Source organism: Bordetella trematum (genome assembly GCF_900078335.1).
Lineage (GTDB): Bacteria > Pseudomonadota > Gammaproteobacteria > Burkholderiales > Burkholderiaceae_B > Bordetella > Bordetella trematum.
The window spans coordinates 1-24,113 of record NZ_FKBR01000009.1 but is presented as its reverse complement, the minus strand read 5'-3'; the positions used below and the strand labels follow the sequence as shown (position 1 = coordinate 24,113).

The following is a 24,113-nucleotide window of genomic DNA, read 5'->3' as shown; positions in this document are numbered from 1 at the left end:
GGCGTGTCGGTGGAAGGAACGGTGCGCAGCCAGTTCTGGCCGCGCCATGAAAAACCCCCTGCCCGAGGCAGGGGGTCACATGATATCGCCCGGCGCGCTGTGCGCCCAGCCCGGCTCAGGCCGCCGGGCGCTCGGCGGGCTCCGTGCCCGGGCTGGCATCGCCGCCTTGGTTCTCGGCCAGCACAGGTGCAACCAGTTCGACGACCTTCTTGCGCGACAGCATGCCGAGGAACTCATCATCGGCGCCGGTCACGGCAACCGGCTGATCGCTGTGAACCAGGCAGGTCAGCACTTCGTCCAGACCGGCAGTCGCCGGGACCGAAGCCAGATCGGCCACGAACTGCGAAACGTCGCGGGCGCCTTCCTGCTGCGCGCGCTGCGCCGCCTCGGCCATCAGCACGCCTGCCAGGCGTTTGCCGTCGAGCACCGGCGCATATTCATAGTCCAGCGCCTGCATGCGTTCCAGCGCATGGGCGGGCCGCGTCCGCATCGTCAGCGTCAGGCGCGCCGGGTTGAGCGCGTGCGAAGCGTTGAGCACCTTGGTACGGTTGACGTCCTGCAGAAAGGCCTGCACGTAATCGTTGGCCGGACTCAACAGGATATCCTCGGGCGTGCCTTCCTGAACCAGTTCGCCGTCCTTGAGAATGGCGATACGGTTACCCAGACGCAAGGCCTCATCCAGATCGTGCGTAATGAACACGATGGTCTTGTTGAGCTTGGCCTGCAATTGCAGTAGATGATCCTGCATTTCACGCCGGATCAGAGGGTCCAGCGCAGAGAAGGCTTCGTCCATCAGCAGGATCTCGGCGTCGGTGGCCAGCGCGCGCGCCAGCCCCACGCGCTGCTGCATCCCGCCCGAGAGCTGATGCGGATACTGCGCCTCGAAACCGCTCAGGCCCACCTGCTCCAGCCAATGGCGGGCGCGCTCGTCGCGCACGGCGCGCGCCACGCCCTGCACCGCCAGCCCATAACCGGCGTTATCCAGCACCGTGCGGTGCGGAAACAGCCCGAAGCGCTGGAACACCATGCTCATGGTTTTCTGGCGAAAGATTTCCAGGTCGCGCTTGTTCAGGCTCACCACATCCACGCCATCGACCAGGATCTGCCCCGCACTGGGTTCGATCAGCCGGTTGAAATGGCGGATCAGGGTGGACTTTCCGGAACCGGACAGCCCCATGATGACGTAGATGCTGCCTTCCTCGATGGACAGGCTGATATCGCGCAGACCCAGCGTGTGCCCGGTCTTGGCCAGCAACGCTTCCTTGCTCATGCCTTCCTGGGCCAGCTTCAGGTACTTCTGGGGATGCGGCCCGAAGATTTTGTAGATGTTCTTGACTTCGATCTTGCTCATTGCTGGCCTCCGACACGTACCCGCTGCCCATACGACTGGGTGATGCGGTCAAACAGGATCGCCAGCACCACGATGCCCAGGCCGGCCAGCAGGCCGCGCCCGACTTCCAGGCGGTTGATGCCCAGCAACACTTCATAGCCCAGCCCGCGCGCGCCGATCATGGAGGCGATCACCACCATGGACAAGGCCATCATCGTGGTCTGGTTCACACCGGCCATGATGTTGGGCATGGCAAGCGGCAGTTGCACGCCGAAGAGCTGCTGACGCGAGTTGGCGCCGAAGGCGCGCGCCGCTTCCAGCACTTCCGCGTCCACCAGCCGGATCCCGAGATCCGTCAGGCGGATCAGGGGCGGCACTGCGTAGATGACCGTGGCGATCAGGGCGGGAATCTTGCCCAGGCCGAACAACATCACGACCGGGATCAGATAGACAAAGCTGGGCATGGTCTGCATGACATCCAGCACCGGCAGCATGATGGAGCGCAACCAGTTCACGCGCGCCATCAGTATGCCAAGCGGGATGCCGATCAGCACCGACAGGCCGGCGGCCATGATCATCAGCGCCAGGGTCTGCATGCCGGCATCCCAGAGGCCCAGCAAGCCGATCACGCACAGCAACAGCCCCATGCACAGGCTCAGCACCACGCGCCGGCTCACCAGCCAGGCGATGACGACCGTGGCCAGCACCACGGCCCACCACGGCGACGAACGCAGCAGCTGCTCCAGCCACACCAGGGCGTGGAGAACGGGGCTGGCGATGGCTTCGAGCGTATCGGCGTAGTTGCTGACCAGGTGATCCACGAAACCATCGATGGCTCCGCGCACGGCCTTGGCAGGAATTAATTCAGGAAACATCGGATCGCTCCTCTTCCGGGAGATTGAAGGCGGGCATCAGCGCCGCAACGGCGGCCCGCCAGAAACGGCGGGAGCCGCATAGACGGGCGAAGGCGCGGTACCTTCGCCCCGGGCCTCGGGGAGAGGCCCCCGGCCAGCGCTATCAGAGCGCGGCCTCGACACGGGTGGCGACATCGGCCGGCACCCACTTCTTCCACACATCGCCCTGGTTCTTCAGGAACCACTCGGCCACGTCACTGGCGTCATCGCCCGAGGACTCCATGTGCGCCAGGGTGGCGTCCATCGTCGCGTTCGGCACCGAGACCTTGGACAGGAACTCGGTCAGTTGCGGCGCCTCGCCTGCGAACTTGGTGTTGACGGCCGTGAACACCGGGTTATCCGGGTAGGCGCTGGGCTCGGGGTTGTCGCACTTGGGCGCGGTCAGGCACTTGTGCTTCTCCGCGTCATAGGGCGGAAGCTCCAGCTTGACCAGATCCATGGCGCCGACCAGCGGCGTCGGATACCAGTAATAGAAGACCACGTCCTGCTTGCGCTTGTAGGCCGAGGTCAGCGCCGCTTTCTGGGCCGCGCCCGTGCCGGGCGAATACAGCGTGAAATCGTCGCCCAGCTTGAGCGCATTGAACAGATTGGTACTGGTGACTTCGCAGCCCCAGCCTGCCGGGCACCCATAGAAGCGCCCCTTGCCGGGCTCTTCGGGGTCTTTGAACTTGTCCTTGAACTTGGGCAGGTCGGCCGCGCTCTTGAGTTCGGGATAGCGCTCGGCGGTATAGCGCGGGATGAACCAGGCCTCGCCGCCCATGTAGACATCGCCCACTCGCTTGACCTTGCCGCCTTTCTCGGCCTTGTCCCAAGGCTCGGCAACACTGTTGAGCCAGATCTCGGTATTGATATCCAGATCCCCACGCTCCAGCGCGGCAAGCGCAGGCAGGGTTTCGGTGGGCAGCACCTCGGTTTTGCAACCGTAGCCCTTTTCCAGGATGAAACGCTCGACGTCGACCAGGACCAGATTGGACTCCCAGTTCATGCCGCCAAACTTCACGGGGCGCTTGAGTTCACACTGGGGATCTGCGTGAGCAGCGCCCGCAAATGCAGAAACGACGGCCGTGGCGACCAGGGCTTTCAGGGGAAAGAAACGCATGGCTTTTTTGCCTCCATAGGTTCAGGGACACAACCAGGCAGCGCAAAGGCTTCGGCTATGCCGTGGAGCTAAGAGGGTTGTGCGGAAGACGGGCAGAACCGCCAATACAAACCGACACTCACAGCAGAAAACGCTACCTGCAGGGCAGGTTTTCCAGATGACAGCAGCATTCAGGGGAAACCCCGAATGAGGCAGAAAATTGACAGCAACTCAATGAAGAAGACCGCATGTTAGCTGACTTTAAAAATCAAACCAAGCCAATTTGCTTACATTCAGTTTCATGGCGCTGGGGCGATTACTAGGGAAATCACCTAGCTTCCAGAAGAAAAAAAGAAAATCCTCCTGGGCCAAGCCAGCAACAAAGCGCATCATTTATAGTTAACATAAAGTTGCACTTTAGCGGATTTTTGGCCGGGCAAAAGCTGGCTCAGGAGCAGGCCAAAGCGTCCGGCTGGCGCCGGACGCTGCCCACATCAGGCTTTGGGGTTGCCATACATATAATCGCGCCGCCACGGGTATTGCAGGTCCGGGGCGTTATCCAGCTCGTCGGCGCGGCCGGTCGACAGCGTGCTCACCAGCACTTGATGCAAGGCAATCCAGCCATGCTGGAACGCCATGGCGCAGCCGGCCAGATACAGGCGGTAGGCCCGCAACGATCGCGCGCCCTGCTCGCCGCTCAGGATGGCAGCGGCTTCGTCGAGCCGGTTTTCAAGCTCGTCGCTCCAGGCCCAGAGCGTACGGGCATAATGCGGCCGCAGATTCTCGACATCGCAGGACTCCAGCCCTGCGGCCGTGACCGCCTCCAGCACACTGCTGATGTGCGTGAGCTCACCGCCAGGAAAAATATAACGCTCTATGAACTCGCCCATGCCACTGCCCAGCTCCGAGTTGTAGACCCCGGCGGCCGTGATGCCATGATTGAGAATCAGCCCGCCCGGCTTGATCAGGCGGCGCAGCTTGGAGAAGTAGCCCGGCAATTGCGCCCGTCCGACGTGCTCGAACATCCCCACCGACGCGATCTTGTCGTAAGGCTGGCCTTCCTCGAGCTTGCGGTAGTCGAGCAGTTCCATGCGCACCCGCCCGGACAGGCCCTTGGCCTCGATCAGGCGATTGACGTGGGCGTGCTGATTGCGCGAGAGCGTGATGCCGGTGGCATCCACACCGTAGTTCTCGGCGACCCAGAGCAGCAGGCCGCCCCAGCCCGCCCCCACATCGAGAAAGCGCTCTCCCTCGCGCAGGCGCAACTTGCGGCAGATCAGGTCCAGCTTCGCTTCCTGGGCCTGCGCCAGCGTCATGTCCGGCTCGCGATAGTAGGCGCAGGAATAGACCCGTCGCGGATCCAGCCACAGCGCGTAGAACTCATCCGACAGATCGTAGTGAAACTCGATCTGCTTGGCGTCGCGCTCCATCGAGTGACGCCACACCGAACTTACCTTGCGTATCAGTTCGGTCAACCAGCCCCCGCGCGCCGCCTCGACCGGCGAGCCCGGCAACAGGGCGGCGGCGGCGGCCATGACGTCGCGCATGCTGCCATGAATGTCGATACGGCCCTCGACATAATCCTGGCCCAGCACCCCGACCGCTCCTTCGGCCAGGTGGGCCAGAGCCCCCTTGTCGTGCGCCACGAAGCGCACTTTCGCATCTGCCGGCCCGACCGTGGTTCCTCCGGGCAACTGTAATTGCACCGTTACCGGCAGCGCAGCGACCTTACGTTCGACAACAGACAGCAAAGGATTCACCAATTCCCTCTCCACTGGATATAGAACGACACATGGACTTTATCGGAAAACTATCGGAATTTGCACGCCTGTTAGCACATGCTAAAGTCTTTGGCTCAGTCGCCTCCCGGTTTCGTCGGACCCGTAGCCGGCTGCTCTCGCTGTCTCCATCCGCAGACCAACGGGGTTCGGACTCCTTCCGAGCCCCGTGCCTGCGCTGCCTAGTGTTGTCTTGATGTCCCCACCCTTACCGCCCAGCTCCCCCCGCCAGACCCTGGATCGCACCTTGCCCGGATGGCTGATCCTGATGGGGGCGCTGACGGCATTAGGGCCTTTTTCCATCGACATGTATCTGCCGGCCTTTCCGGCAATGGCCGATCATCTGGCCGTGCCGCGCGGCGATGTCGAGCGGACACTGGCGGCCTATCTGGTCGGCCTGGCCATGGCGCAGATCGTCTACGGGCCGATAGCCGACCGCTACGGCCGGAAGCTGCCCGTCATCGTCGGGCTCGTGCTGTATATCGTGGCCTCGTTGGGATGCGCCCTGGCCAGCGACGTGCAGACCCTGAGCATCTGGCGGGTGGTCCAGGCGCTGGGCGGCGCGGCCGGCGTGGTCATTCCACGCGCCGTGATCCGCGATCACTACGACACCCAGGACGCGGCGCGCGCGCTCTCGCTGCTGATGCTCATCATGGGCCTGGCGCCGATCCTCGCGCCGCTGATCGGCGGCCAGTTGCTGGCCTTTATGGGCTGGCGCAGCCTCTTCTGGCTTATGGCATTGGCCGCCGTCGCCTTGCTGATCAGCGTGCTGCGCATCATGAAAGAATCCCTCTCGGCCGATCGGGTCGTGCCGCTGCGCTGGAACACCATTTTCGGCAACTATGGCGCCCTGTTGCGCCACCGCCGGTTTCTGGCGCACAGCCTGTCCGGGGGCTTCGGCCAGGCTGGCATGTTCACCTATATCATCGGCTCGCCGCGTGTCTTCATCGAGTTGTATGGCGTGCCGGCCCATTACTACGGCCTGCTGTTCGGCGCCAACGCTGCCGCGCTGATCGTCGGTTCGCAAATCAGCGCCCGCCTGCTGCGCCGCCTGCCGCCGGCGACCCTGCAACGCAATGCCCAGCGCGCGCTGGCCATCGTTGGCCTGTGCGGCCTGGCGCTGGCCCTGAGCGGCACGATGGACCTGACCGTGCTCATGGTCTGCCTGCTCGGCTATATGTTTTGCCAGGGCTTCGTGAATCCCAACTCGGCCGCCCTGGCGCTGGCCGAACAAGGCCATCGCCTGGGCGCAGCGTCCGCGCTGCTGGGCACGCTGCAGTTTTCCTGCGGGGCCATGGCCGGCCTGACGATCAGTCTCTGGCAGACCGACAGTGTGTTGCCCCTGGCCACCGTGCTGGCCGCCTGCGGCTGCCTGTCATGGGCAGCCGGGTGCATCGCCCGCAAGGAGGCTTGACCCAGGCAGCGGATCCGTAGTACATTCGCTTGCTAAGCATTAAATACACTATTCCCGTGTGTGGCCACTATGCTTTGTGGCTGCCACATTCCTTACCCCGCCAGGCGCTCATGCCGGTCTGGGGCAAGCGGGTATAAGCACGGGCCAGCCCGGGGCGTGATCGCATGGCAGCAATGCCGGCCTCACTTCCCACGCCTTCAAGAAGGCGGCACGGCGGCCTACATCCAAGCAGTTGGGTGGCTGGCAAAGCAGATCCGATCCTCATCGGATCCGCGCCAGCGGCGAATATCCCCTGCTGCCTCAAGCCGACACCGTCCTCCCGGCGACCTGACACAAGAGGTGCATTCATGGCACGTGTTTGCCAAGTGACCGGCAAAGGCCCGATGGTGGGCAACAATGTTTCCCACGCCAACAACAAAACCAAGCGCCGTTTCCTGCCCAACCTGCAGTCGCGCCGCTTCTGGGTTGAAAGCGAAAACCGCTGGGTGCGTCTGCGCGTGACGGCCAAGGCGATCCGCACGATCGACAAGAACGGCATCGACGCCGTTCTGGCCGACCTGCGTGCTCGCGGCGAAGTGGCCTAACCACCCGCCCCCGACGCCTACCCACGAACCGCAAACCCAATACTAGGAGCCCGACATGGCAAAAGGTATCCGCGAAAAGATCAAGCTCGAGTCGACCGCCGGCACGGGCCATTTCTACACGACGACCAAGAACAAGCGCAACATGCCCGAGAAGATGCTGATCAAGAAATTTGATCCGGTCGCTCGCAAGCACGTTGACTACAAGGAAACCAAGCTGAAGTAATTCGGCCAGGCTTTCCCCAAACCCCCGCCATCAGCCGATGCCGGGGGTTTTTGTTTGCGCCCGCCGATTGCGCAAACAGGGCGGCGTTTTGGCCCAAGCTCGCGCGGCGACGCGCGCCTTGCGCCCACTACACTGGAGCGCATGCCGATCGCCCTGCCCGCCCGCCCTCTCTGGCGCCTGCCTGCCTTCTGCCTGCTCTGCCTGGCACTGATGTCGCCCGCCCGGGCCACGCCGCCCCCGGCCGCCGCCCCCATCGTGCTGGGCGAAGTGGCCGTCCAGACACCGCATGCCGCCGCCTTCCGACAAGGCTGGCAATGGGCGCTGGAGGAGATCAATCAGGCCGGCGGCGTACTGCAGCGGCCACTGCGGGTCACACCCTCGGCAGCGGATGCGAACGCCGAACAATCCGCGCAGGCGCTGCTGGCCGGCCGACAGGCCGTGGCGCTTTTCGGCGGCGAAGACGACCGCGAGGCCCTGGCCGTGGCAGCCCTGGCTCAGCGCCATGCCACCCCCTACCTGGCAACAGCCGCCGACAGCGACCGCCTGATCTGGCAACAAGGCAACGCCTATACCTTCCGGCTTGCACCCTCCACCCGCATGCGCGTCACCGCGGTCGCGCCCCGCGCGCTCGGCCTGCGCGCCCGGCGCTGGGCCATCCTGCATGAAGACTCGCCGGCCGGCCGCGAAGCCGCCGATACCTTCAGCGCCCTGCTGGAGGCCTTCCAGTCACGCACCGAGATCGTGCACCGGCAAGCCATCGCCAGCACAGCGCTGCAGCCCGACACGCTGGCGGCCATGCATGCCACGCGCCCCGACGCCCTGCTGCTGGCGCTGCGCGGCGACGACGCGCAGCGCTATCTGCAACTGGCCGGCAGCGCCACCCTGCCGGTGGTGGCTCTGTACGCCGATGACCTGAGCACGCCTCCTTTCTGGATCGCAGCAGGCCATCCCCCTGAACCGCCCGCCATCCTGGCCGACTTTACCCAGGCCTACCAGGCACGCTACCAGCAGGCGCCGACACTGGCGGCACTGCAGGGCTATATCGCCCTGCACAGCCTGGCTGCCGCCTTGCAACAGGCCGGCAGCACCGATGCCGAGGCCTTGCGCGACGCACTCGCCGGCCTGACCGTGCCCTCGCCGCTGGGGCCGATCCATTTCCGACAGCTTGACCACCAATCCACCATGGGCCTGCATGTGCGCGCGGTGGCCGCCAATGGCAAACCCCAGGTCCACTACACCGATGGCGCACGCCTGCAGATCCCGGATCAGGCCGTGCGCCAGCTGATGGCGCAGCGACAGCCGGCGCAAGCCGGCGACGCACCGGTCTCCGATACCCCGACGGCGACTGCCAGGCCCGCGTCAGCGCCGCCTCAGGCCCCGGACGCGCCCCGCACTGTGGGCGTCGGCGGCTTTATCTCCACCGGCCCGGCGGTGCCGCGCTGGCCCGATTGATGGGCCGTGCCCGGAGGGCCGCACTCCCGGAAGCAGCGCGCCGTACAGGCTCGGCAGACGCCCGGCTCCAGCTTCTGATAGATGTGGCCAATGGCCACTGCCTTGTCAGGGAAGATGTGGTCTGCGCCCAGGCGCTCGATGAAACCGGTGCGCTCCCATACCGACATCACTCCCGGGCGCGGGCGATGAAAGTAGAGATCCCCGCCGCGCGTGCGGCGATGCTTGAGCTCTTCTTCCCAGACTTCGGCGCCGGCCTGGTCGATGAAATTCATGCTGCGGCTCATCACCAGCAAATGGCTGGCTGACTCGCTGCGCAGCCGGGCCAGGCGCTCGCCGACATAGGCGGCTGCACCGAAATACACCGACCCCTCCATGCGCAACAGCGTCAGTTGCGGGCAGGCCGCCAGCACCGGCGCATCCGACTCGCGCGGCACGAAGTGGCGCGCAGGATCGTCGGCCGCGATCCCCATGAGCCGCATGGCCGGGCGCGAGGTCCGGTACAGATAGGCGGTCAACGACAGCAGCGCGCCCAGCAGGATCGCCACCTCCATGCGGATGAACACCGTGGCCGCCAGCGTCACGCCGGCGATGACGGCCTCATTGCGATTGACGCGCAGCAGCCAGCGCCAGCGGGGAATGTCGAGCAGATTCCAGGCCACCAGCAACAGCAGGCCGGCGATCGCGGCATAAGGAATATGGGCCAGCAAGGGCGCGCTCACCAACACCAGCAGCACCAGCATCACGGCCGAGAAGACCGCCGCCAGCGGCGAACGCGCCCCCGCCTCGTAGTTGGGCATGGAGCGATTCAGGGACCCGCAGGACAGGTAGCAGGAGAAGAAACCGCCCACGATGTTGGACAGCCCCTGACCGAAGAACTCACGGTTCGCATCGATCGTCTGGCCCGAACGGGCCCCGACCGCCTTGGCGATGGAAATCGACTGCGCCAGCGCCACGATGGTCAGCGGCACGGCCACGCCCAGCATGTCAGGCAGGCGACGCCATTCGAACTGCGGCACATGGAAAGGCGGAAACGGCTCGGCGATCGGCCCCAACGTGGCCAATCCCGGCCAGACCCAGCCCAGCAGCCAGCCGGCCAGCGTGCCCGCCACCAGGCCGGCCAGCATGTGCGGACGCCGCCGGTCCCAGCGACGCACCGCCAATGCCACCCCCAGCGTGATCACGGTCACCAGCAGCGCCGCCGGGCTGACCCAGCCATCAAGGATGGCGGAAAACGTGTTCGCCAGGCCATGCGCCTGCTCCCGGGGCACGCCCGCGGCATCGCCCAAGGCATGCAGGGCGATCAGCAGGGCCGCCCCGCTGGTGAAGCCGAACAAGGCGGCCGGCGAAATGAAGTTGGCCAGCACGCCCATGCGCAGCAGGCTGACAGCCAGCTGCATGACCCCGACCAGCACCGTCACCGCCAGCGCCAGTTCGATATAGCCGGGCGAGCCCGGCAAAGCCAGCGGCGCCAGCACCGCGAACAAGGCGAGCGAGTTGGCGTTGGTGGGGCCGGACAGCACGTGCCTGCTGGAGCCGAACAGGCCGGCCACGATACAGGGCACCACCGCCGTATAGAGCCCGTACTGCGGCGGCAGCCCCGCCAGCACCGCGAACGCCATCCCTTGCGGCAGCACCAGCAACGCGCCCAGCAATCCCGCCATGGCATCGGCGCGCACCCCCTGCGGCGTGATCTCGCTCACCCACGCCCCCAACCATCTTCCCCGCCGCAATGCCTTCCCCTCGATATGGACGCGCATCCAGGCATGCGCAGAACGGCTAGCGTAATCCGCGGGGGGCTCGCGATGCAATGCAGGCCGCCTGCGAACGCCTGCCGCAGGCCCCTGCCCTGGCCTCGGGGTTTCTCTCGAAAACAACATCCTGCAAGCATTATTCGGCGCAAAAATCCGTGCGCACGGCTCACTTTCCGCTATCATCGGGCGCGTGGTGCCGGACACCCGTCGCACGCGCCGCCTCACGACCCAACATACGGATTTTGACCATGGCCACCAAAGCAAAGGCTCCCGCCAAGAAAGTCACCAAAACCGCCGTCAAGGCTCCGGCCAAAGCGCCTGCCAAAAAGGCCCCTGCCGCCGCCAAGAAAACCACCGCCGCTGCCAAGCCTGCCGTGAAGAAGACGGCTGCCGCCACGATCCGCCCGATCAAGGAAGCACTGAACAAGTCGCAGCTGGTGGCCCACCTGGTTGAAAGCACGGGCATTGAAGCCAAGTCGGTCAAGGCCATTCTGGCTGGCCTGGAAAACGCCGTGCTGGGTTCGGTCGACAAGAAGGGCGTCGGCGAATTCACGCTGACCGGCCTGTTCAAGGTCTCCGTGCAGAAGGTGCCGGCCAAGGCCAAGCGCTTCGGCAAGGATCCGTTCACCGGCGAAGAGCGCTGGTTCCCGGCCAAGCCGGCTTCGGTCAAGGTCAAGGTCCGCCCCCTGAAGAAGCTGAAAGACGCCGCTCAGTAAGCGCTGCAGTCCGCTCAAGCCCGAAGGAACCCGCCCGCAACGGCGGGTTCTTTTTTTCGTCCACGCTGCCTGCCGGCACATTTGCACCCACCCCATTTATCTTGATATAAAGATACTTTACATCGAGATAAATCATGCGCGACCACGTCGACCTCGTTCTTGCCCAGTGGGCCCGGGAGCGCCCGGACCTGGACCTCTCCGACATGGCGGTCGGCAGCCGCCTGTTCCGCCTGAACACCCTTGCCTTGCGCAATGCCGACCGGGCTTTCCGCGCCCACGGCCTGCATCAGGGAGAATTCGATCTGCTGGCCACGCTGCGTCGCAGCGGCGCTCCCTACGCGCTGAGCCCCCAGCAATTGATAGACGCCCTGCTGCTGTCCTCCGGCGCCATGACCCACCGCATCGACCGGCTGCAACAAGCCGGTCTGATCGCCCGCACCCCCCATCCGCAAGATCGCCGCAGCGTACTGGTATCCCTGACCGCAGAAGGACTGGCGGTCATCGACCGCGTCCTGCCCGACTACCTGGAAGAACTGCATACCACCCTGGCGGCCCTGTCGCAGGCCGAGCGACGCCAGCTGGCCGCCCTGCTCAAACGGGTGCTCGCCGCCCATGACGCCCAGGCGCCCGGAGGCATCTCGCCATGAACGCCCGCCTGACTCCCCCCATGATTCTGCTGATGTCGGTCGCCACGGGCCTGGCTGTCGCCAGCAATTACTACGCCCAGCCACTGCTGCACATCATCGGCGAGCAGTTCCAGGTTTCCAACACCGCGACCGGCGGCATCGTCATGGCTGCCCAATTGAGCTATGCCGCCGGTCTGCTGCTGCTGGTGCCACTGGGCGACATGCTGGAGCGGCGCCGCCTGATCGTCTCGATGACGGCGCTGTCGGCGGTTGGCCTGCTGATCTCGGCCAACGCGCCCACTCTGGGCTGGCTGCTCGCGGGCACCGCCATGACGGGCACGCTCTCTGTCGTGGCCCAGGTCCTGGTCCCTTTCGCCGCCACCCTGGCCGAACCGCAACAACGCGGCCGCATCGTGGGTACGCTCATGAGCGGTCTGCTGCTGGGCATCCTGCTGGCTCGCACGCTGGCCGGCGCACTGGCCGATCTTGGCGGCTGGCGCACCGTTTACTGGGTCGCTGCCGCATTGTTGTTGGGAATGTCGGCCATCCTGTGGCGCATCCTGCCCGACCATCGCTCCGACACCTCGCTCAGCTATCCGCGGCTGCTGCTGTCCATCTGGCACCTCTACCGCGACGAACCGCTGCTGCGCGCCCGCTCGCTGATCGGCGCCCTGCTGTTTGCCTGCTTCAGCATGCTCTGGACGCCACTGACCTTTCTGCTGTCCAGCCCGCCCTACGACTACAGCACCATGACGATCGGCCTGTTCGGCCTGGTCGGCGCCATGGGCGCCTATGCCGCCAGCCGCTTCGGCCGCATGACCGACCAGGGCCTGGGAAACCGGGCCACCCGCCTGGGTCTGACCCTGCTGCTGCTGTCCTGGGTGCCCATCGCCTGGGGAGCACAGAGTGTGCTGCCTCTGCTGCTGGGCATCCTGGTCCAGGACATGGCCATTCAGGGCGTACACGTCACCAACCAGAGCGCCATCTACCGGCTGCGCCCCGAAGCCCGCAGCCGCCTGACCGCCGGTTACATGACCTCCTATTTCGTGGGGGGTGCAGCCGGATCCCTGGCGGCAGCCTGGATTTACGGTCATCATGGCTGGCTTGGCGTGACCGTGGCGGGCGGTCTGGTGGGCCTGCTCGCCCTGGCCGTCGGCGTACTCTTTCCCAGCGCCCGGATCCCCGAAACCAAGCCATCCCCATCGGCGGGCTAGCACCTCCTATAATCTAGGGTTTCCAGTGCCCGCCTGGCGGGCCTGTCCCTTCTCATTTCGACGCACGAGTCCATGCAGGAACGCTATCAACCCAATCTCGTCGAAGCGGCCGCCCAGCAAGACTGGCAGGCCCGCGACGCCTACCTCGTTCACGAGCACGCCAAGAACCCCGATGGCAGCGAAAAGCCCAAGTTCTACGCTTGCTCGATGCTGCCCTACCCCAGCGGCAAGCTACACATGGGTCACGTGCGCAACTACACCATCAATGACATGATGGCGCGCCAGCTGCGCATGCGCGGCTACAACGTGCTCATGCCCATGGGCTGGGATGCCTTCGGCATGCCGGCCGAGAACGCCGCCATCAAGTCCAAGGTGCCGCCGGCCAAGTGGACCTACGACAACATCGCCTACATGAAGAAGCAGATGAAGGCGATGGGGCTGGCCATCGACTGGTCGCGCGAAATGTGCGCCTGCGATCCGGACTACTACAAGTGGAACCAGTGGCTGTTCCTCAAGATGCTCGAAAAGGGCATCGCCTACCGCAAGACGCAGATCGTCAACTGGGATCCGGTAGACCAGACCGTGCTGGCCAACGAGCAGGTCATCGACGGCCGCGGCTGGCGCTCCGGCGCACCGGTCGAAAAGCGCGAGATCCCCGGCTACTACCTGCGCATCACCGACTACGCCGACGAGCTGCTGGATCAGGTACAGCACAACCTGCCCGGCTGGCCCGAGCGCGTGCGCACGATGCAGGAAAACTGGATCGGCAAGTCCGAAGGCGTGCGCCTGGCCTTCCCGCACGAGATCGCCGGCGCCGACGGCCAACTCATCCAGGACGGCAAGCTCTATGTCTTCACCACCCGCGCCGATACGGTGATGGGCGTGACGTTCTGCGCCGTGGCGCCCGAGCACCCCCTGGCCACGCATGCGGCTCGCAACAATCCGGCGCTGGCCAGCTTCATCGAGCATTGCAAGCAAGGCGGCACCACCGAAGCCGAAATCGCCACGCGCGAGAAAGAAGGCATGGCCACCGGCCTGCACGTCAAGCACCCGCTCACCGGCGAGCCGGTCGAGATCTGGGTCGGCAACTATGTGCTGATGACCTACGGCGACGGCGCAGTGATGGGCGTGCCTGCTCATGACGAGCGCGATTTCGCCTTTGCGCTCAAATACCAGCTGCCCATCCGCCAGGTTATCGCCCTGGACGGCAAGACCTATTCCGAGCAGGCCTGGCAGGACTGGTACGGCGACAAGCAGGCCGGCCGCACCGTGAACTCCGGCAAGTACGACGGCCTGACCTCGGCCGAAGCCATCGATGCCATCGCCGATGACCTGGTCGCGCTCGGGCTGGGCGAAAAGCAAACCACCTACCGCCTGCGCGACTGGGGCATTTCGCGCCAGCGCTACTGGGGCACCCCCATCCCCATCATCCACTGCGCCGACTGCGGCCCGGTGCCGGTGCCTGAGAAAGACCTTCCGGTGGTGCTGCCCGATGACCTCATCCCGGATGGCTCGGGCAATCCGCTGACCAAGCATGAAGGCTTCCTGCGCTGCGCCTGCCCGTCCTGCGGCAAGCCCGCGCGCCGCGAAACCGACACCATGGACACCTTCGTGGACTCGTCCTGGTATTTCATGCGCTACGCCTCGCCCGGCAATGATCTGGCCATGGTCGATGCCCGCAACGATTACTGGATGCCGATGGACCAGTACATCGGCGGCATCGAGCATGCCGTGCTGCACCTGCTGTACGCGCGCTTCTGGACCAAGGTCATGCGCGACATGGGCATGCTCAAGTTCGACGAGCCCTTCACCCGCCTGCTGTGCCAGGGGATGGTGCTCAACGACATCTATTCCCGCCGCACTCCGCAGGGGGGGATCGAGTATTTCTGGCCCGAAGATGTCGAGAACATCTATGACGCCAAGGGCAGCATCACCGGCGCGCGCCTGAAATCCGACGGTTCGGCCGTGGACTACGGCGGCGTAGGCACCATGTCCAAGTCGAAGAACAACGGCGTCGATCCGCAATCGCTCATCGACACCCTGGGCGCCGACACGGCACGTCTGTTCGTGATGTTCGCCAGCCCCCCGGAGCAGACCCTTGAGTGGTCTGACTCGGGTGTCGATGGCGCCAACCGTTTCCTGCGCCGCCTCTGGGCGCTGGCCTATGAACAACGCGCCGCCATCCAGCGCGGCCTGGCGACGTCGACCAACTGGCAGGATGCGCCGGCCCCCGTCAAGGACCTGCGCCGCGAAGTCTATGGCCTGCTCAAGCAAGCCGAGTACGACTACCAGCGCATCCAGTACAACACGGTTGTCTCGGCCAGCATGAAGATGCTCAATGCGCTCGATCACGCCGAGTTGCCCGAAGGCGTCCATGCCGATGCCGCGCGCGCAGAAGGCCTGAGCGTGCTGTTGCGCGTGCTCTACCCGGTGGTGCCGCATATCACCTGGCATCTCTGGCAGGACCTCGGCTACGCCGCCCAGCTGGGCGATCTGCTTGATGCGCCCTGGCCCCAGGTCGATGAGGCCGCCCTGATCGCCGACGAGATCGAGTTCATGCTGCAGGTCAACGGCAAGCTGCGCGGCGCCGTGCGCGTGAGTGCCAAGGCCTCCAAGGAAGAGATCGAACAGATCGCCGTAGCTCAGGAAGAGGTCGCCCGCTTCCTGGAGGGCCGCCCGCCCAAGCGCGTGATCGTCGTGCCGGGCAAACTGGTCAACGTCGTAGGTTAAAAGGATGCGCATGAACCTCGCCAGGCTTATCCTGCCGTTCATTCAGGGGTCACGTTGGCTCAAGGCCGGTGGCCTGGCCATGGTCATGCTGCTGACGGCCTGCGGCTTCCAGCTGCGGGGGGAGACCCCCCTGCCCTTCAACACGCTGTACGTCGGCATCGAAAGCAACTCGCAGTTCGGCGCGGCGATCCGCCGCGCCATCCGCGCGGCTTCGCCCGACACCCGGCTGGTCGACGATCCCAAGACCGCTCAGGCAGTGCTGCAACAGGTGCAGAACACCCGCAGCCTGCGCGACGTGGCGCTCAACGCCCAGGGCCGGGTCGAAGAATACGAATTGGGCATCGTCTTCACCTTCCGCCTGATCGAACCCTCGGGGCGCGCCATCCTGCCGGACACCACCTTCACCATCTACCGCGACATGCCGTATGACGACGGGGTGGTGCAGGCCAAGCAATCCCAGATGGAGACGCTCTATCTCTCCATGCAGCAATCGCTGGTCAACCGCCTGATCCGCCGCCTGACGGCGCCGGACGTGGCAGAGTCCATGAAGCGCCTGGAGCGCAGCAAGGACGACATCGCCGACGATACGCTGCTGTACGATCCCGTGACGCAACCGCTGCCCACCACGCCCGCGCCTTGGGAAATGCCCAACATCACTCCGGGCGTGGGCGCTCAGCCCGACTGATGGCGCAAGTACTGGACGGCGACGGCCTGCTCGATCACCTGCGGCGTGGTCCCCTGGGCCCGCTCTACACCCTCTCGGGGGATGAGCCGCTGCTGGTGACCGAAGCCGGCGACGCGCTGCGCGCAGCGGCGCGTCAGGCCGGCTTCACCGACCGCACCTCCCTGGTGCTGGATGCGCGCGCCGACTGGAGCGCGGTGCTGGCCGCCACGCAGAGCGTCTCGCTGTTCGGCGACCGCCGCCTGCTGGAAATCAAGATCCCGACCGGCAAGCCGGGCAAGAGCGGCGCCGACACACTCACCCGGCTGGCCGAAAGCCAGCCGGATCCCGACACCCTCATCGTCGTCAGCCTGCCGCGCCTGGATCGCGCCACCCGTGAATCGCGCTGGATGCAGGCGCTCTCGCGCAACAGCATCCTGGCCGACATCCCCACCATCGAACGCGCCCGCCTGCCGGCCTGGATCGGCGCGCGCCTGGCGCGCCAGAACCAGCGCGTGCAAAGCCCGACCCTCCAATGGATGGCCGACAAGGTCGAAGGCAACCTGCTGGCGGCCCACCAGGAAATCCTCAAGCTCGGCCTGCTCTACCCTGAAGGCGAGATCCCCGCCGAGGATGTCGAGCGCGCGGTGCTCAATGTCGCCCGCTACGATGTCTTCGGCCTGCGCGACGCCATGCTGGCAGGCGACGTCGCGCGCACCGTGCGCATGCTGGCCGGCCTGCGCGCCGAGGGCGAGGCCCTGCCGCTGGTGCTGTGGGCCGTCGGCGAAGAAATCCGCCTGCTGGCCCGGATTGCCGAGGCGCGCCAGCACCGGCAGGACGTCGGCGCACTGATGCGGCGTCTGCGGGTCTTCGGCGCCCACGAGCGCCTGGCCATGCAGGCCCTGAACCGCGTGCCGCCGCAAGCCTGGCCGGCCGCGGTACAACATGCCCATGAAGTCGACCGCCTCATCAAGGGCCTGCAAGTCCCGGGCCGGCTGTCCGACCCCTGGGAAGAAATGACTCGTCTGGCGCTGCGGGTTGCCGCCGCCGGCGCCCGCAGCTGACCCGCTGCGGCAACGCGACACTCTGGAATCCATCATGTCATCAATCGAACAAACCATGCTGAAGCTGGGCGAGAACGCCCGCCAGGCGTCGCGCGCCATGATGCGCGCCAGCGGCGCAGCCAAGAACCGCGCCTTGCTCACCATGGCCGAGCTGCTGACCGACCGCAAGGCTGCCCTGCAGGAAGCCAACGCGCGCGACGTGCAGCATGCCCGCGACAACGGCCTGGAGCCTGCGCTGCTGGATCGTCTCACCCTGTCCGATCGCAGCGTGCACCTGATGGCCGAAGGCCTGCGCCAGATCGCGGCCCTGCCCGACCCCGTCGGCGCCCTGAGCGCCACCCATGTCCGCCCCAATGGCATGCGAGTGGCCCAGATGCGCGTGCCGCTGGGCGTGATCGGCATCATCTACGAGTCGCGCCCCAACGTGACCATCGATGCGGCAGCCCTGTGCCTGAAATCGGGCAACGCCACCATTCTGCGTGGTGGCAGCGAAGCCCTGCACTCCAACCTGGCCCTGGGCGCCATCGTGCAGGCCGGTCTGGCGGCAGCCGAATTGCCGCCGGCGGCCGTGCAGGTGGTCGACACCACCGACCGCGCCGCCGTGGGCAAGCTGATCACCATGACCGAGCATGTCGACGTGATCGTGCCGCGCGGCGGCAAAGGCCTGATCGCCCGCCTGGCACAGGAAGCCCGCGTGCCGCTCATCAAGCATCTGGACGGCAACTGCCACGTCTACCTGGACGCCGCGGCCGACCCCGACCGTGCGCTGGAAATCAGCGTCAATGCCAAAACCTATCGCTATGGCATCTGCGGCGCCATGGAAACCCTGCTGGTCCATCAGGCCGTTGCCCAAACGCAGTTGCCGCGCATTGCCCACGCCCTGACCGAACAGGGGGTCGAGCTGCGTGGCTGCGCACGCAGCCGCGCACTGCTGCCCGCGATCCAGGCCGCCACCGACGCGGACTGGGGCACGGAGTATCTGGGCCCCATCCTGGCCGTGCGCGTGGTCGACGATCTGGAGCAGGCCATCGACCACATCGCCCGCTGGGGCTCCGGCCACACCGACGCCATCGTGACCGAAGACCTCGGCGCGGCCCAACGCTTCCAGCGCGAAGTCGATTCGAGCTCGGTCTACGTCAACCTGCCGACCTGCTTTGCTGACGGCTTCGAATACGGCCTGGGCGCCGAAATCGGCATCTCCACCAACCGCCTGCATGCGCGCGGGCCGGTCGGCCTGGAAGGACTTACCACCTATAAGTGGGTCCTGCAGGGCGAAGGTCAGACTCGCGGATAGGAATCGCCATGCCCACCGTCTTCTCCCAGGCCTTCGTGTTTGTCTTCAGCCTGTTCGTGCTGTGCTTCGTGACCTGCGCCATCTGTGGCGCCGTGCTGTTTTTCTGGAAAGCCCCACGCATCAACGCCGAATTCAAGCATCCTCTGCTTGCGCGACGCGCCTTCCGGCAATACCCCTTCGCCATCCAGGCCGGGATCTTCCTTGACTACTTCCTGCGCCTGTCCTTCCCGCGCAGCAAGCGCTGGGTCGCCGGTTATGCCAACCAGCAACTGAGCCACGTCGATCCCAAGCAGCTCCCGCTGGATGCCAAATGGCCCATCATCGGCTTCTGGGGTTCCTGCTTCCTGGGCATCATCGCCATGGTGTCACTCTGGACACTGCTGCTGCTGAGCCGCTGACCATGCAACTCGTCCCCTTTGACCGCTCGCACTACACGCTGTTGGCCTCCTGGCTGCCGGACCAGCGCGCCGCCGTCCAATGGGGCGGAGCCCAGGTCCGGTATCCGCTGGATCCGCAGCAGTTCGACATCATGCTGGCCCAGGACAGCGGCCCTCAGCCGGCGCGCCGCAGCTGGATGGCGCTGGCCGATGGCGAATACGTCGGCCACGGCCAGATCGCCTTCGACTGGACCGATGGCAACGCCCGCCTGGGCCGCATCCTGATCGCGCCCGCGGCACGCGGCCAGGGCTGGGCGCCGGTCATGCTGCGCCAACTGATCGATCACGCCTTCTCGCATCCGGAGATACAGCGCGTCGAACTGAACGTCTACACCTTCAATACGCCAGCCATCCATCTGTACACCCGCCTGGGCTTTCGCTGGGAAGGCGTGCGTCGCTCCTCGGTACCCAGCGGCATAGGCGACGAGCGCTGGGATACGGGCATGATGGGCCTGCTGCGCCCTGAATGGCCACCTGCCGAAGACGCCTGATCTTCCGGCCTGGCCGGCAAACCTTGACCTTACCCCCTTGCTTCGTGCGCCAGACGGGCCGATCATGGAGTTGTTTCGTCTTATAGGTATGGCCATGTACTCTCCTTCTGCCATTGAACGCGTTGCTGTCGTCGGCGGCGGCACCATCGGCGCCAGCTGGGCGGCCCTGTTCCTGAGCCGCGGCCTGCAGGTCACGCTCACCGATCCGGCCCCGGGTGCCGAAGCCATCGTGCGTGAACGTATCGCCCATGCCTGGGAAAACCTGCCGGAAATCCTGCCCCATGCGCTGACGCCGCAGGACCTGCGTTTCGAGGCAGACCTGGAGCGCGGCCTGGCCGGCGCGCAGTTCGTGCAGGAAAACGCGCCCGAACGCGAAGCCTTCAAGATCGAACTCTTCCAGCGCATGGACGCCCTGTTGCCGCCCGAGGTGATCATCGCCTCCAGCAGCTCGGGCCTGCTCATGACGCGCGTGCAATCGGCTTGCGCCCACCCCGAACGTTGCCTGATCGGCCATCCGTTCAATCCCCCCCACCTGATTCCCCTGGTCGAGGTGGTCGGCGGCGAGCGCACCAGCCCGGCGGCCATGGATGCGGCCATGGCCTTCTATAAAGCCATCGGCAAATATGCCATCCGCCTGCACAAGGAAGTCCCCGGGCACATTGCCAACCGCCTGCAGGCCGCCCTCTGGCGCGAGGCCACCCATCTGGCCGCCGAGGGCGTGGCCAGCGTGGCCGACATCGACGCCGCCATTTCGCAAGGCCCGGGCCTGCGCTGGGCGCTGTTCGGCCCCCACATGACCTTCAACCTGGGCGGTGGCGAAGGCGGCATGAACCACTTCCTCGACCACCTCTGGGAGCCGATGCAGAAGTGGTGGGACGATCTGGGCAACCCCCAGCTCACCGACGAGTTGCGCACCCTGCTGGTGCAGGGCGTGAATGCCGAAGCGCAGGGACGCAGCATCGCCGAACTGGCGCGCGAGCGCGACCAGCGTCTGCTCGCCCTGTTGGCCATGAAGGCCCGCCCCACGGCGGCCCCCAAACCCCAGATCCAGCACCTGGCCGAGATAGGCCGCTTCGAACTCATCATCGAAGGGCATGTCTGCGAGCTGGATTACCAGCGCGAAGACAAGATCATGACCATCACCCACACCGGGGTACCGCCGGCACTGGGCGGGCGCGGCATCGCAGCCGAATTGACCGAGTTCGCCCTGAAGACGGCGCGCGACAATGGCTGGAAGGTTCGTCCGCAATGCTCTTATGCTGCGGCTTACTTCAAGCGCCACCCCGAGCACGCCGACCTGCTGGCCTGACCGTGAGTCGAAAGCCTGCCCCTGCGCAGGCATCGGGCTGCCCCTGCGGCAGCCCGATGCCCTATGCGCGCTGCTGCGGCCTGTGGCATCACGGCGATGCGCCAGCCCCCGATGCCGCTACCCTGATGCGCGCCCGCTACAGCGCCTATGTACTCGACGAGCTCGACTACCTGCGTCGGACCTGGCACCCCGAGGCTCCCGCGCTTGAACCCAATCCGGCCGATCTGAAGTGGCTCGGCTTGCAGGTCAAGCGTCACGTCTGCCAGGACGACAACCACGCGATCGTCGAATTCGTCGCCCGCTACCGCCAGGCAGGCCGGGCCTCACGCCTGCATGAAATCAGCCGCTTCGAGAAAATCGACGGCCGCTGGTATTACCTGGACGGTGAGTTTCCTGCCTGATACCCGACACATCATCACAGAGGGCCACATGATCTACGAACACACCCAGATCTGGGTGCAAGCCGGACAGCAACAGGCATTCGAAGCCGCCGCCCGCCAGGGGCTGGAGACAGTCATCGCCCGCTCCAAGGGTTATATCGCCCACGAGCTCATCCATGACGTGCACGACCCCTGCCATTACCTGCTGCGCATCGAGTGGCAGACGCTGGAAAACCATCTGGTCGATTTCCGGCAATCGCCTGCCTTCCCGCAATGGCGCGCCTTCATCTCCGATTTTTTCCAGCAGCCGCCCCAGACGGCGCACTACTGCCCGCTCACGGCGGCCTGAGCCGCGCGCTCGGCCCCGCCGCAGGCCGGCCAGCCATGCCGACGTCGCGCCTGCCCCCCCAATCTGATCGCACTCAAAGGAAGAGCAATGATCCGGTGTGTACGCCTGTGGACAGGCAAAGACAAGGAGTCTCACTTCGAGGAAGGCTGGCTGGATCTTCCGAAGGGAGAACGCGGCGACATGCTCAGCGACACCGTCAAGGTACAGAGCATCTCGTTTCGTGAAACCAATGCCGGCGGCAGCTTCAGCTGGCATGAGGCGCCCGCCCGCCAGTTCGTCATCACCTTGAGCGGCACGCTGGAATTCGAAACCCGCAGCGGCGCGACCTTCACGATCCATCCCGGCGATATCCTGCTGGCCGAGGACACCACCGGCGAAGGCCACCGCTGGCGACTGACCGACCAGCAGCCCTGGCGCCGCGCCTATGTGATCTTCGCTGCGGACGCTCAGCCGCCCTTCATCAGCGCCAAACCGTCCGCCTGAGCCCACGAGGAAACCGCCATGTCCACTCCCCTCCCTGGCGCGCCGGCCGACATCATCATGATCGGCGCCGGCATCATGAGCGCCACGCTTGCCACCGTGCTCAAGGAACTGGAGCCGTCGCTCAACATCACCATCCTCGAAGCCCTGCAGGACTGCGCCCAGGAAAGCTCCAACGGCTGGAACAACGCCGGCACCGGCCACGCCGCCAACTGCGAGATGAACTACACCCCTGCCCGGGCAGACGGCACCGTCGACATCAGCGAGGCGCTTGAGGTCAATACCGAATTCGATCTTTCGCGCCAGCTCTGGTCCTATCTGGTGACCAAGGGCGCCATTCCCGACCCGCAGGCATTCATCCACCCTTGCCCACACATGAGCTTTGTCTGGGGCGAAGACAACGTCAAGTATCTGCGCCAGCGCTTCAAGGAAATGTCGGCGCATCATTGCTACCGCGGCATGGAGTACAGCGAAGACCCCAAGCAGATCGCCGAATGGATTCCGCTGGTCATGGAAGGGCGCGATACCAGTGAACCCATCGCCGTCACGCGCATCGTCTCCGGCGCCGATGTCGACTACGGCGCGCTGACCCACCTGCTCATCCAGCAGCTTTCGTGCCAGCCCGGCGTCCAGATCCATTACTACAAACACGTCGACGACCTCACGCGGCAACCGGGCGGCGGCTGGCAGGTCCACGTTCGCGATACCGTCAGCAAGGCCCGCGACACCCTCCATGCCCCCTTCGTCTTTGTCGGTGCGGGCGGCGGGGCCATCGAACTGCTGCAGAAATCCGGCATCCCGGAAGGCCACGGCTACGGCGGCTTCCCGGTCAGCGGCGTGTGGCTGCGTTGCGACGTCGACCGCGTCAGCCAGCGCCACCACGCCAAGGTCTACGGCAAGGCCGCACACGGCTCGCCGCCCATGTCCGTGCCGCACCTGGACACCCGCATCATCAATGGCAAGAAGTCCCTGCTCTTCGGCCCCTATGCCGGTTTCTCGTCACGCTTCCTGAAGCACGGATCCATCACCGACCTGTTCCGCTCGGTTCGCCCGGGCAACGTCCTGCCGATGCTGGATGTAGCCAAGAACAACTGGCAACTCACCGAATACCTTGTGTCCCAGGTACTGCAAAGCAGCGGCCACCAGTTCGAGATGCTGCGCCAGTACTATCCGGAAGTGCGTCAGCACGACTGGACGCACGCGGTGGCCGGCCAGCGCGTGCAGATCATCAAACCGGGCAAGGACACCGTCGGCGTGCTGGAATTCGGGACCGAGCTGGTCACCTCGGCTGATCACAGCCTGGCTGTGCTGCTGGGCGCTTCGCCCGGCGCCTCGACCGCCGCCTTCATCGCCCTGGAGGTGCTGCAGCGCTGCTTTGCAGACCGACTCACGCCGGATGCCTGGCTGCCGCGACTCAAGACCCTCATTCCTACCTACGGCGTCGATCTGAAAACCGACAGCCAGGCCTGCTTCGACACCCGCAAGCAGACCGCCGCCATCCTCCATCTCGATTACGTGTGAAATCCGGCCCGCGGCTCGCGCCGCGGTGGCCCTGCTGGCACGCGGATATCTGCCCGCACCCTATCTCCCTGTCGCCGGCCCGACTCCGCCGCTCTGCCCGCTTGCAGATCGGCGGATCAAAGGCCGGACCAGGCATCACACCGACGGAATACGCCGGCCAGGGTCGGCTGCGTGATCTCGTTCACGAGGGCAGGCAGACAGGGGCGGGAACCGCGCAGATCGGCGACGAAGCCCGACGATCGCGGCCATGAGGACACCAGCGGCGGTACAGCGAGGGGTAAGCGCGGGCAGAGGGGATCGCCGCGCGGGCTGGCCCG

23 protein-coding genes and 1 pseudogene are annotated in these 24,113 nt (G+C 65.6%); 19 read left to right on the top strand and 5 right to left on the bottom strand.

Annotated features, from left to right (window positions below):
• Window positions 1–115: 115 nt before the first annotated feature.
• From A7V84_RS02820 to A7V84_RS02805, 4 genes are all read right to left on the bottom strand, one after another.
• Complete coding sequence (locus tag A7V84_RS02820) at window positions 116–1,351, bottom strand: quaternary amine ABC transporter ATP-binding protein (protein ID WP_025512735.1); 1,236 nt, start codon at window positions 1,349–1,351, stop codon at window positions 116–118.
• Entirely contained in the window at window positions 1,348–2,205 is an 858-nt protein-coding gene (locus A7V84_RS02815) for an ABC transporter permease (RefSeq protein WP_025512736.1), read from the bottom strand. The genes A7V84_RS02820 and A7V84_RS02815 overlap by 4 nt, the downstream gene beginning before the upstream one ends.
• A 142-nt stretch (window positions 2,206–2,347) precedes the next feature.
• A complete protein-coding gene (locus A7V84_RS02810; protein WP_025512737.1) occupies window positions 2,348–3,343 on the bottom strand; it encodes an ABC transporter substrate-binding protein in 996 nt (331 codons plus the stop codon).
• Window positions 3,344–3,816: 473 nt separating this feature from the next.
• Window positions 3,817–5,082, bottom strand: a complete 1,266-nt coding sequence (locus A7V84_RS02805) for a class I SAM-dependent methyltransferase (protein ID WP_115638928.1) — start codon at window positions 5,080–5,082, stop codon at window positions 3,817–3,819.
• Window positions 5,083–5,296: 214 nt separating this feature from the next.
• Between A7V84_RS02805 and A7V84_RS02800 the strand changes: the two genes are divergently transcribed.
• The 4 genes from A7V84_RS02800 to A7V84_RS02785 all read left to right on the top strand — a co-directional run bounded on the left by A7V84_RS02800 (window position 5,297) and on the right by A7V84_RS02785 (window position 8,773).
• Entirely contained in the window at window positions 5,297–6,514 is a 1,218-nt protein-coding gene (locus A7V84_RS02800) for a Bcr/CflA family multidrug efflux MFS transporter (protein ID WP_459562048.1), read from the top strand.
• A gap of 347 nt (window positions 6,515–6,861) precedes the next feature.
• Window positions 6,862–7,098: a 50S ribosomal protein L28 gene (rpmB, locus tag A7V84_RS02795; RefSeq protein ID WP_005016019.1), complete on the top strand. Its 237-nt coding sequence runs from the start codon at window positions 6,862–6,864 to the stop codon at window positions 7,096–7,098.
• 55 nt (window positions 7,099–7,153) lie between these two features.
• Complete coding sequence (gene rpmG, locus A7V84_RS02790; RefSeq protein ID WP_003810296.1) at window positions 7,154–7,321, top strand: 50S ribosomal protein L33; 168 nt, start codon at window positions 7,154–7,156, stop codon at window positions 7,319–7,321.
• A gap of 141 nt (window positions 7,322–7,462) precedes the next feature.
• Window positions 7,463–8,773, top strand: a complete 1,311-nt coding sequence (locus A7V84_RS02785) for an ABC transporter substrate-binding protein (protein WP_063492507.1) — start codon at window positions 7,463–7,465, stop codon at window positions 8,771–8,773.
• Here A7V84_RS02785 and A7V84_RS02780 read toward each other — a convergent pair.
• Complete coding sequence (locus A7V84_RS02780; protein ID WP_082833052.1) at window positions 8,692–10,530, bottom strand: SulP family inorganic anion transporter; 1,839 nt, start codon at window positions 10,528–10,530, stop codon at window positions 8,692–8,694. The genes A7V84_RS02785 and A7V84_RS02780 overlap by 82 nt on opposite strands.
• A gap of 242 nt (window positions 10,531–10,772) precedes the next feature.
• On the opposite strand from A7V84_RS02780, the gene A7V84_RS02775 reads away from it, so the two are divergent.
• From A7V84_RS02775 to mqo, 15 genes and pseudogenes are all read left to right on the top strand, one after another.
• Complete coding sequence (locus A7V84_RS02775) at window positions 10,773–11,240, top strand: HU family DNA-binding protein (RefSeq protein WP_025512742.1); 468 nt, start codon at window positions 10,773–10,775, stop codon at window positions 11,238–11,240.
• 134 nt (window positions 11,241–11,374) lie between these two features.
• Entirely contained in the window at window positions 11,375–11,887 is a 513-nt protein-coding gene (locus tag A7V84_RS02770; RefSeq protein WP_025512743.1) for a MarR family winged helix-turn-helix transcriptional regulator, read from the top strand.
• Window positions 11,884–13,080 (top strand): MFS transporter, encoded by a 1,197-nt coding sequence (locus tag A7V84_RS02765; RefSeq protein WP_231940102.1) that lies wholly within the window; start codon window positions 11,884–11,886, stop codon window positions 13,078–13,080. Before A7V84_RS02770 ends, A7V84_RS02765 begins: the two co-directional genes overlap by 4 nt.
• Window positions 13,081–13,152: 72 nt before the next feature.
• Window positions 13,153–15,810, top strand: a complete 2,658-nt coding sequence (leuS, locus tag A7V84_RS02760) for a leucine--tRNA ligase (RefSeq protein ID WP_063492509.1) — start codon at window positions 13,153–13,155, stop codon at window positions 15,808–15,810.
• Window positions 15,811–15,820: 10 nt separating this feature from the next.
• A complete protein-coding gene (locus A7V84_RS02755; RefSeq protein ID WP_025512746.1) occupies window positions 15,821–16,495 on the top strand; it encodes an LPS-assembly lipoprotein LptE in 675 nt (224 codons plus the stop codon).
• The gene (gene holA / locus A7V84_RS02750) at window positions 16,495–17,535 is read left to right on the top strand and encodes a DNA polymerase III subunit delta (protein WP_063492510.1); all 1,041 of its coding nucleotides are present in this window, start codon (window positions 16,495–16,497) and stop codon (window positions 17,533–17,535) included. The genes A7V84_RS02755 and holA overlap by 1 nt, the downstream gene beginning before the upstream one ends.
• Before the next feature lie 22 nt (window positions 17,536–17,557).
• Complete coding sequence (locus tag A7V84_RS02745; protein ID WP_257792248.1) at window positions 17,558–18,829, top strand: glutamate-5-semialdehyde dehydrogenase; 1,272 nt, start codon at window positions 17,558–17,560, stop codon at window positions 18,827–18,829.
• An 8-nt stretch (window positions 18,830–18,837) separates the two neighbouring features.
• Entirely contained in the window at window positions 18,838–19,227 is a 390-nt protein-coding gene (locus tag A7V84_RS02740; RefSeq protein ID WP_025512749.1) for a hypothetical protein, read from the top strand.
• Window positions 19,228–19,229: 2 nt separating this feature from the next.
• A complete protein-coding gene (locus tag A7V84_RS02735) occupies window positions 19,230–19,757 on the top strand; it encodes a GNAT family N-acetyltransferase (protein WP_025512750.1) in 528 nt (175 codons plus the stop codon).
• An 88-nt stretch (window positions 19,758–19,845) separates the two neighbouring features.
• Window positions 19,846–20,799 (top strand): annotated as a pseudogene (locus tag A7V84_RS02730) (3-hydroxyacyl-CoA dehydrogenase NAD-binding domain-containing protein); the annotation flags it as partial.
• Window positions 20,800–20,802: 3 nt separating this feature from the next.
• Entirely contained in the window at window positions 20,803–21,066 is a 264-nt protein-coding gene (locus A7V84_RS21605; RefSeq protein WP_412778645.1) for a GNAT family N-acetyltransferase, read from the top strand.
• Between the two features lie 56 nt (window positions 21,067–21,122).
• Complete coding sequence (locus A7V84_RS02725) at window positions 21,123–21,467, top strand: YchJ family protein (RefSeq protein WP_051348164.1); 345 nt, start codon at window positions 21,123–21,125, stop codon at window positions 21,465–21,467.
• A 28-nt stretch (window positions 21,468–21,495) separates the two neighbouring features.
• Window positions 21,496–21,795 carry an antibiotic biosynthesis monooxygenase family protein gene (locus A7V84_RS02720; protein WP_063492511.1) on the top strand — a complete coding sequence of 100 codons (300 nt, stop codon included), beginning with the start codon at window positions 21,496–21,498 and terminating at the stop codon, window positions 21,793–21,795.
• A gap of 87 nt (window positions 21,796–21,882) precedes the next feature.
• Entirely contained in the window at window positions 21,883–22,278 is a 396-nt protein-coding gene (locus tag A7V84_RS02715) for a cupin domain-containing protein (protein WP_063492512.1), read from the top strand.
• A gap of 18 nt (window positions 22,279–22,296) precedes the next feature.
• On the top strand, window positions 22,297–23,796 hold the full coding sequence (gene mqo, locus A7V84_RS02710; RefSeq protein WP_063492513.1) for a malate dehydrogenase (quinone): 1,500 nt from the start codon (window positions 22,297–22,299) through the stop codon (window positions 23,794–23,796).
• The last annotated feature ends 317 nt before the right edge of the window (window positions 23,797–24,113 follow it).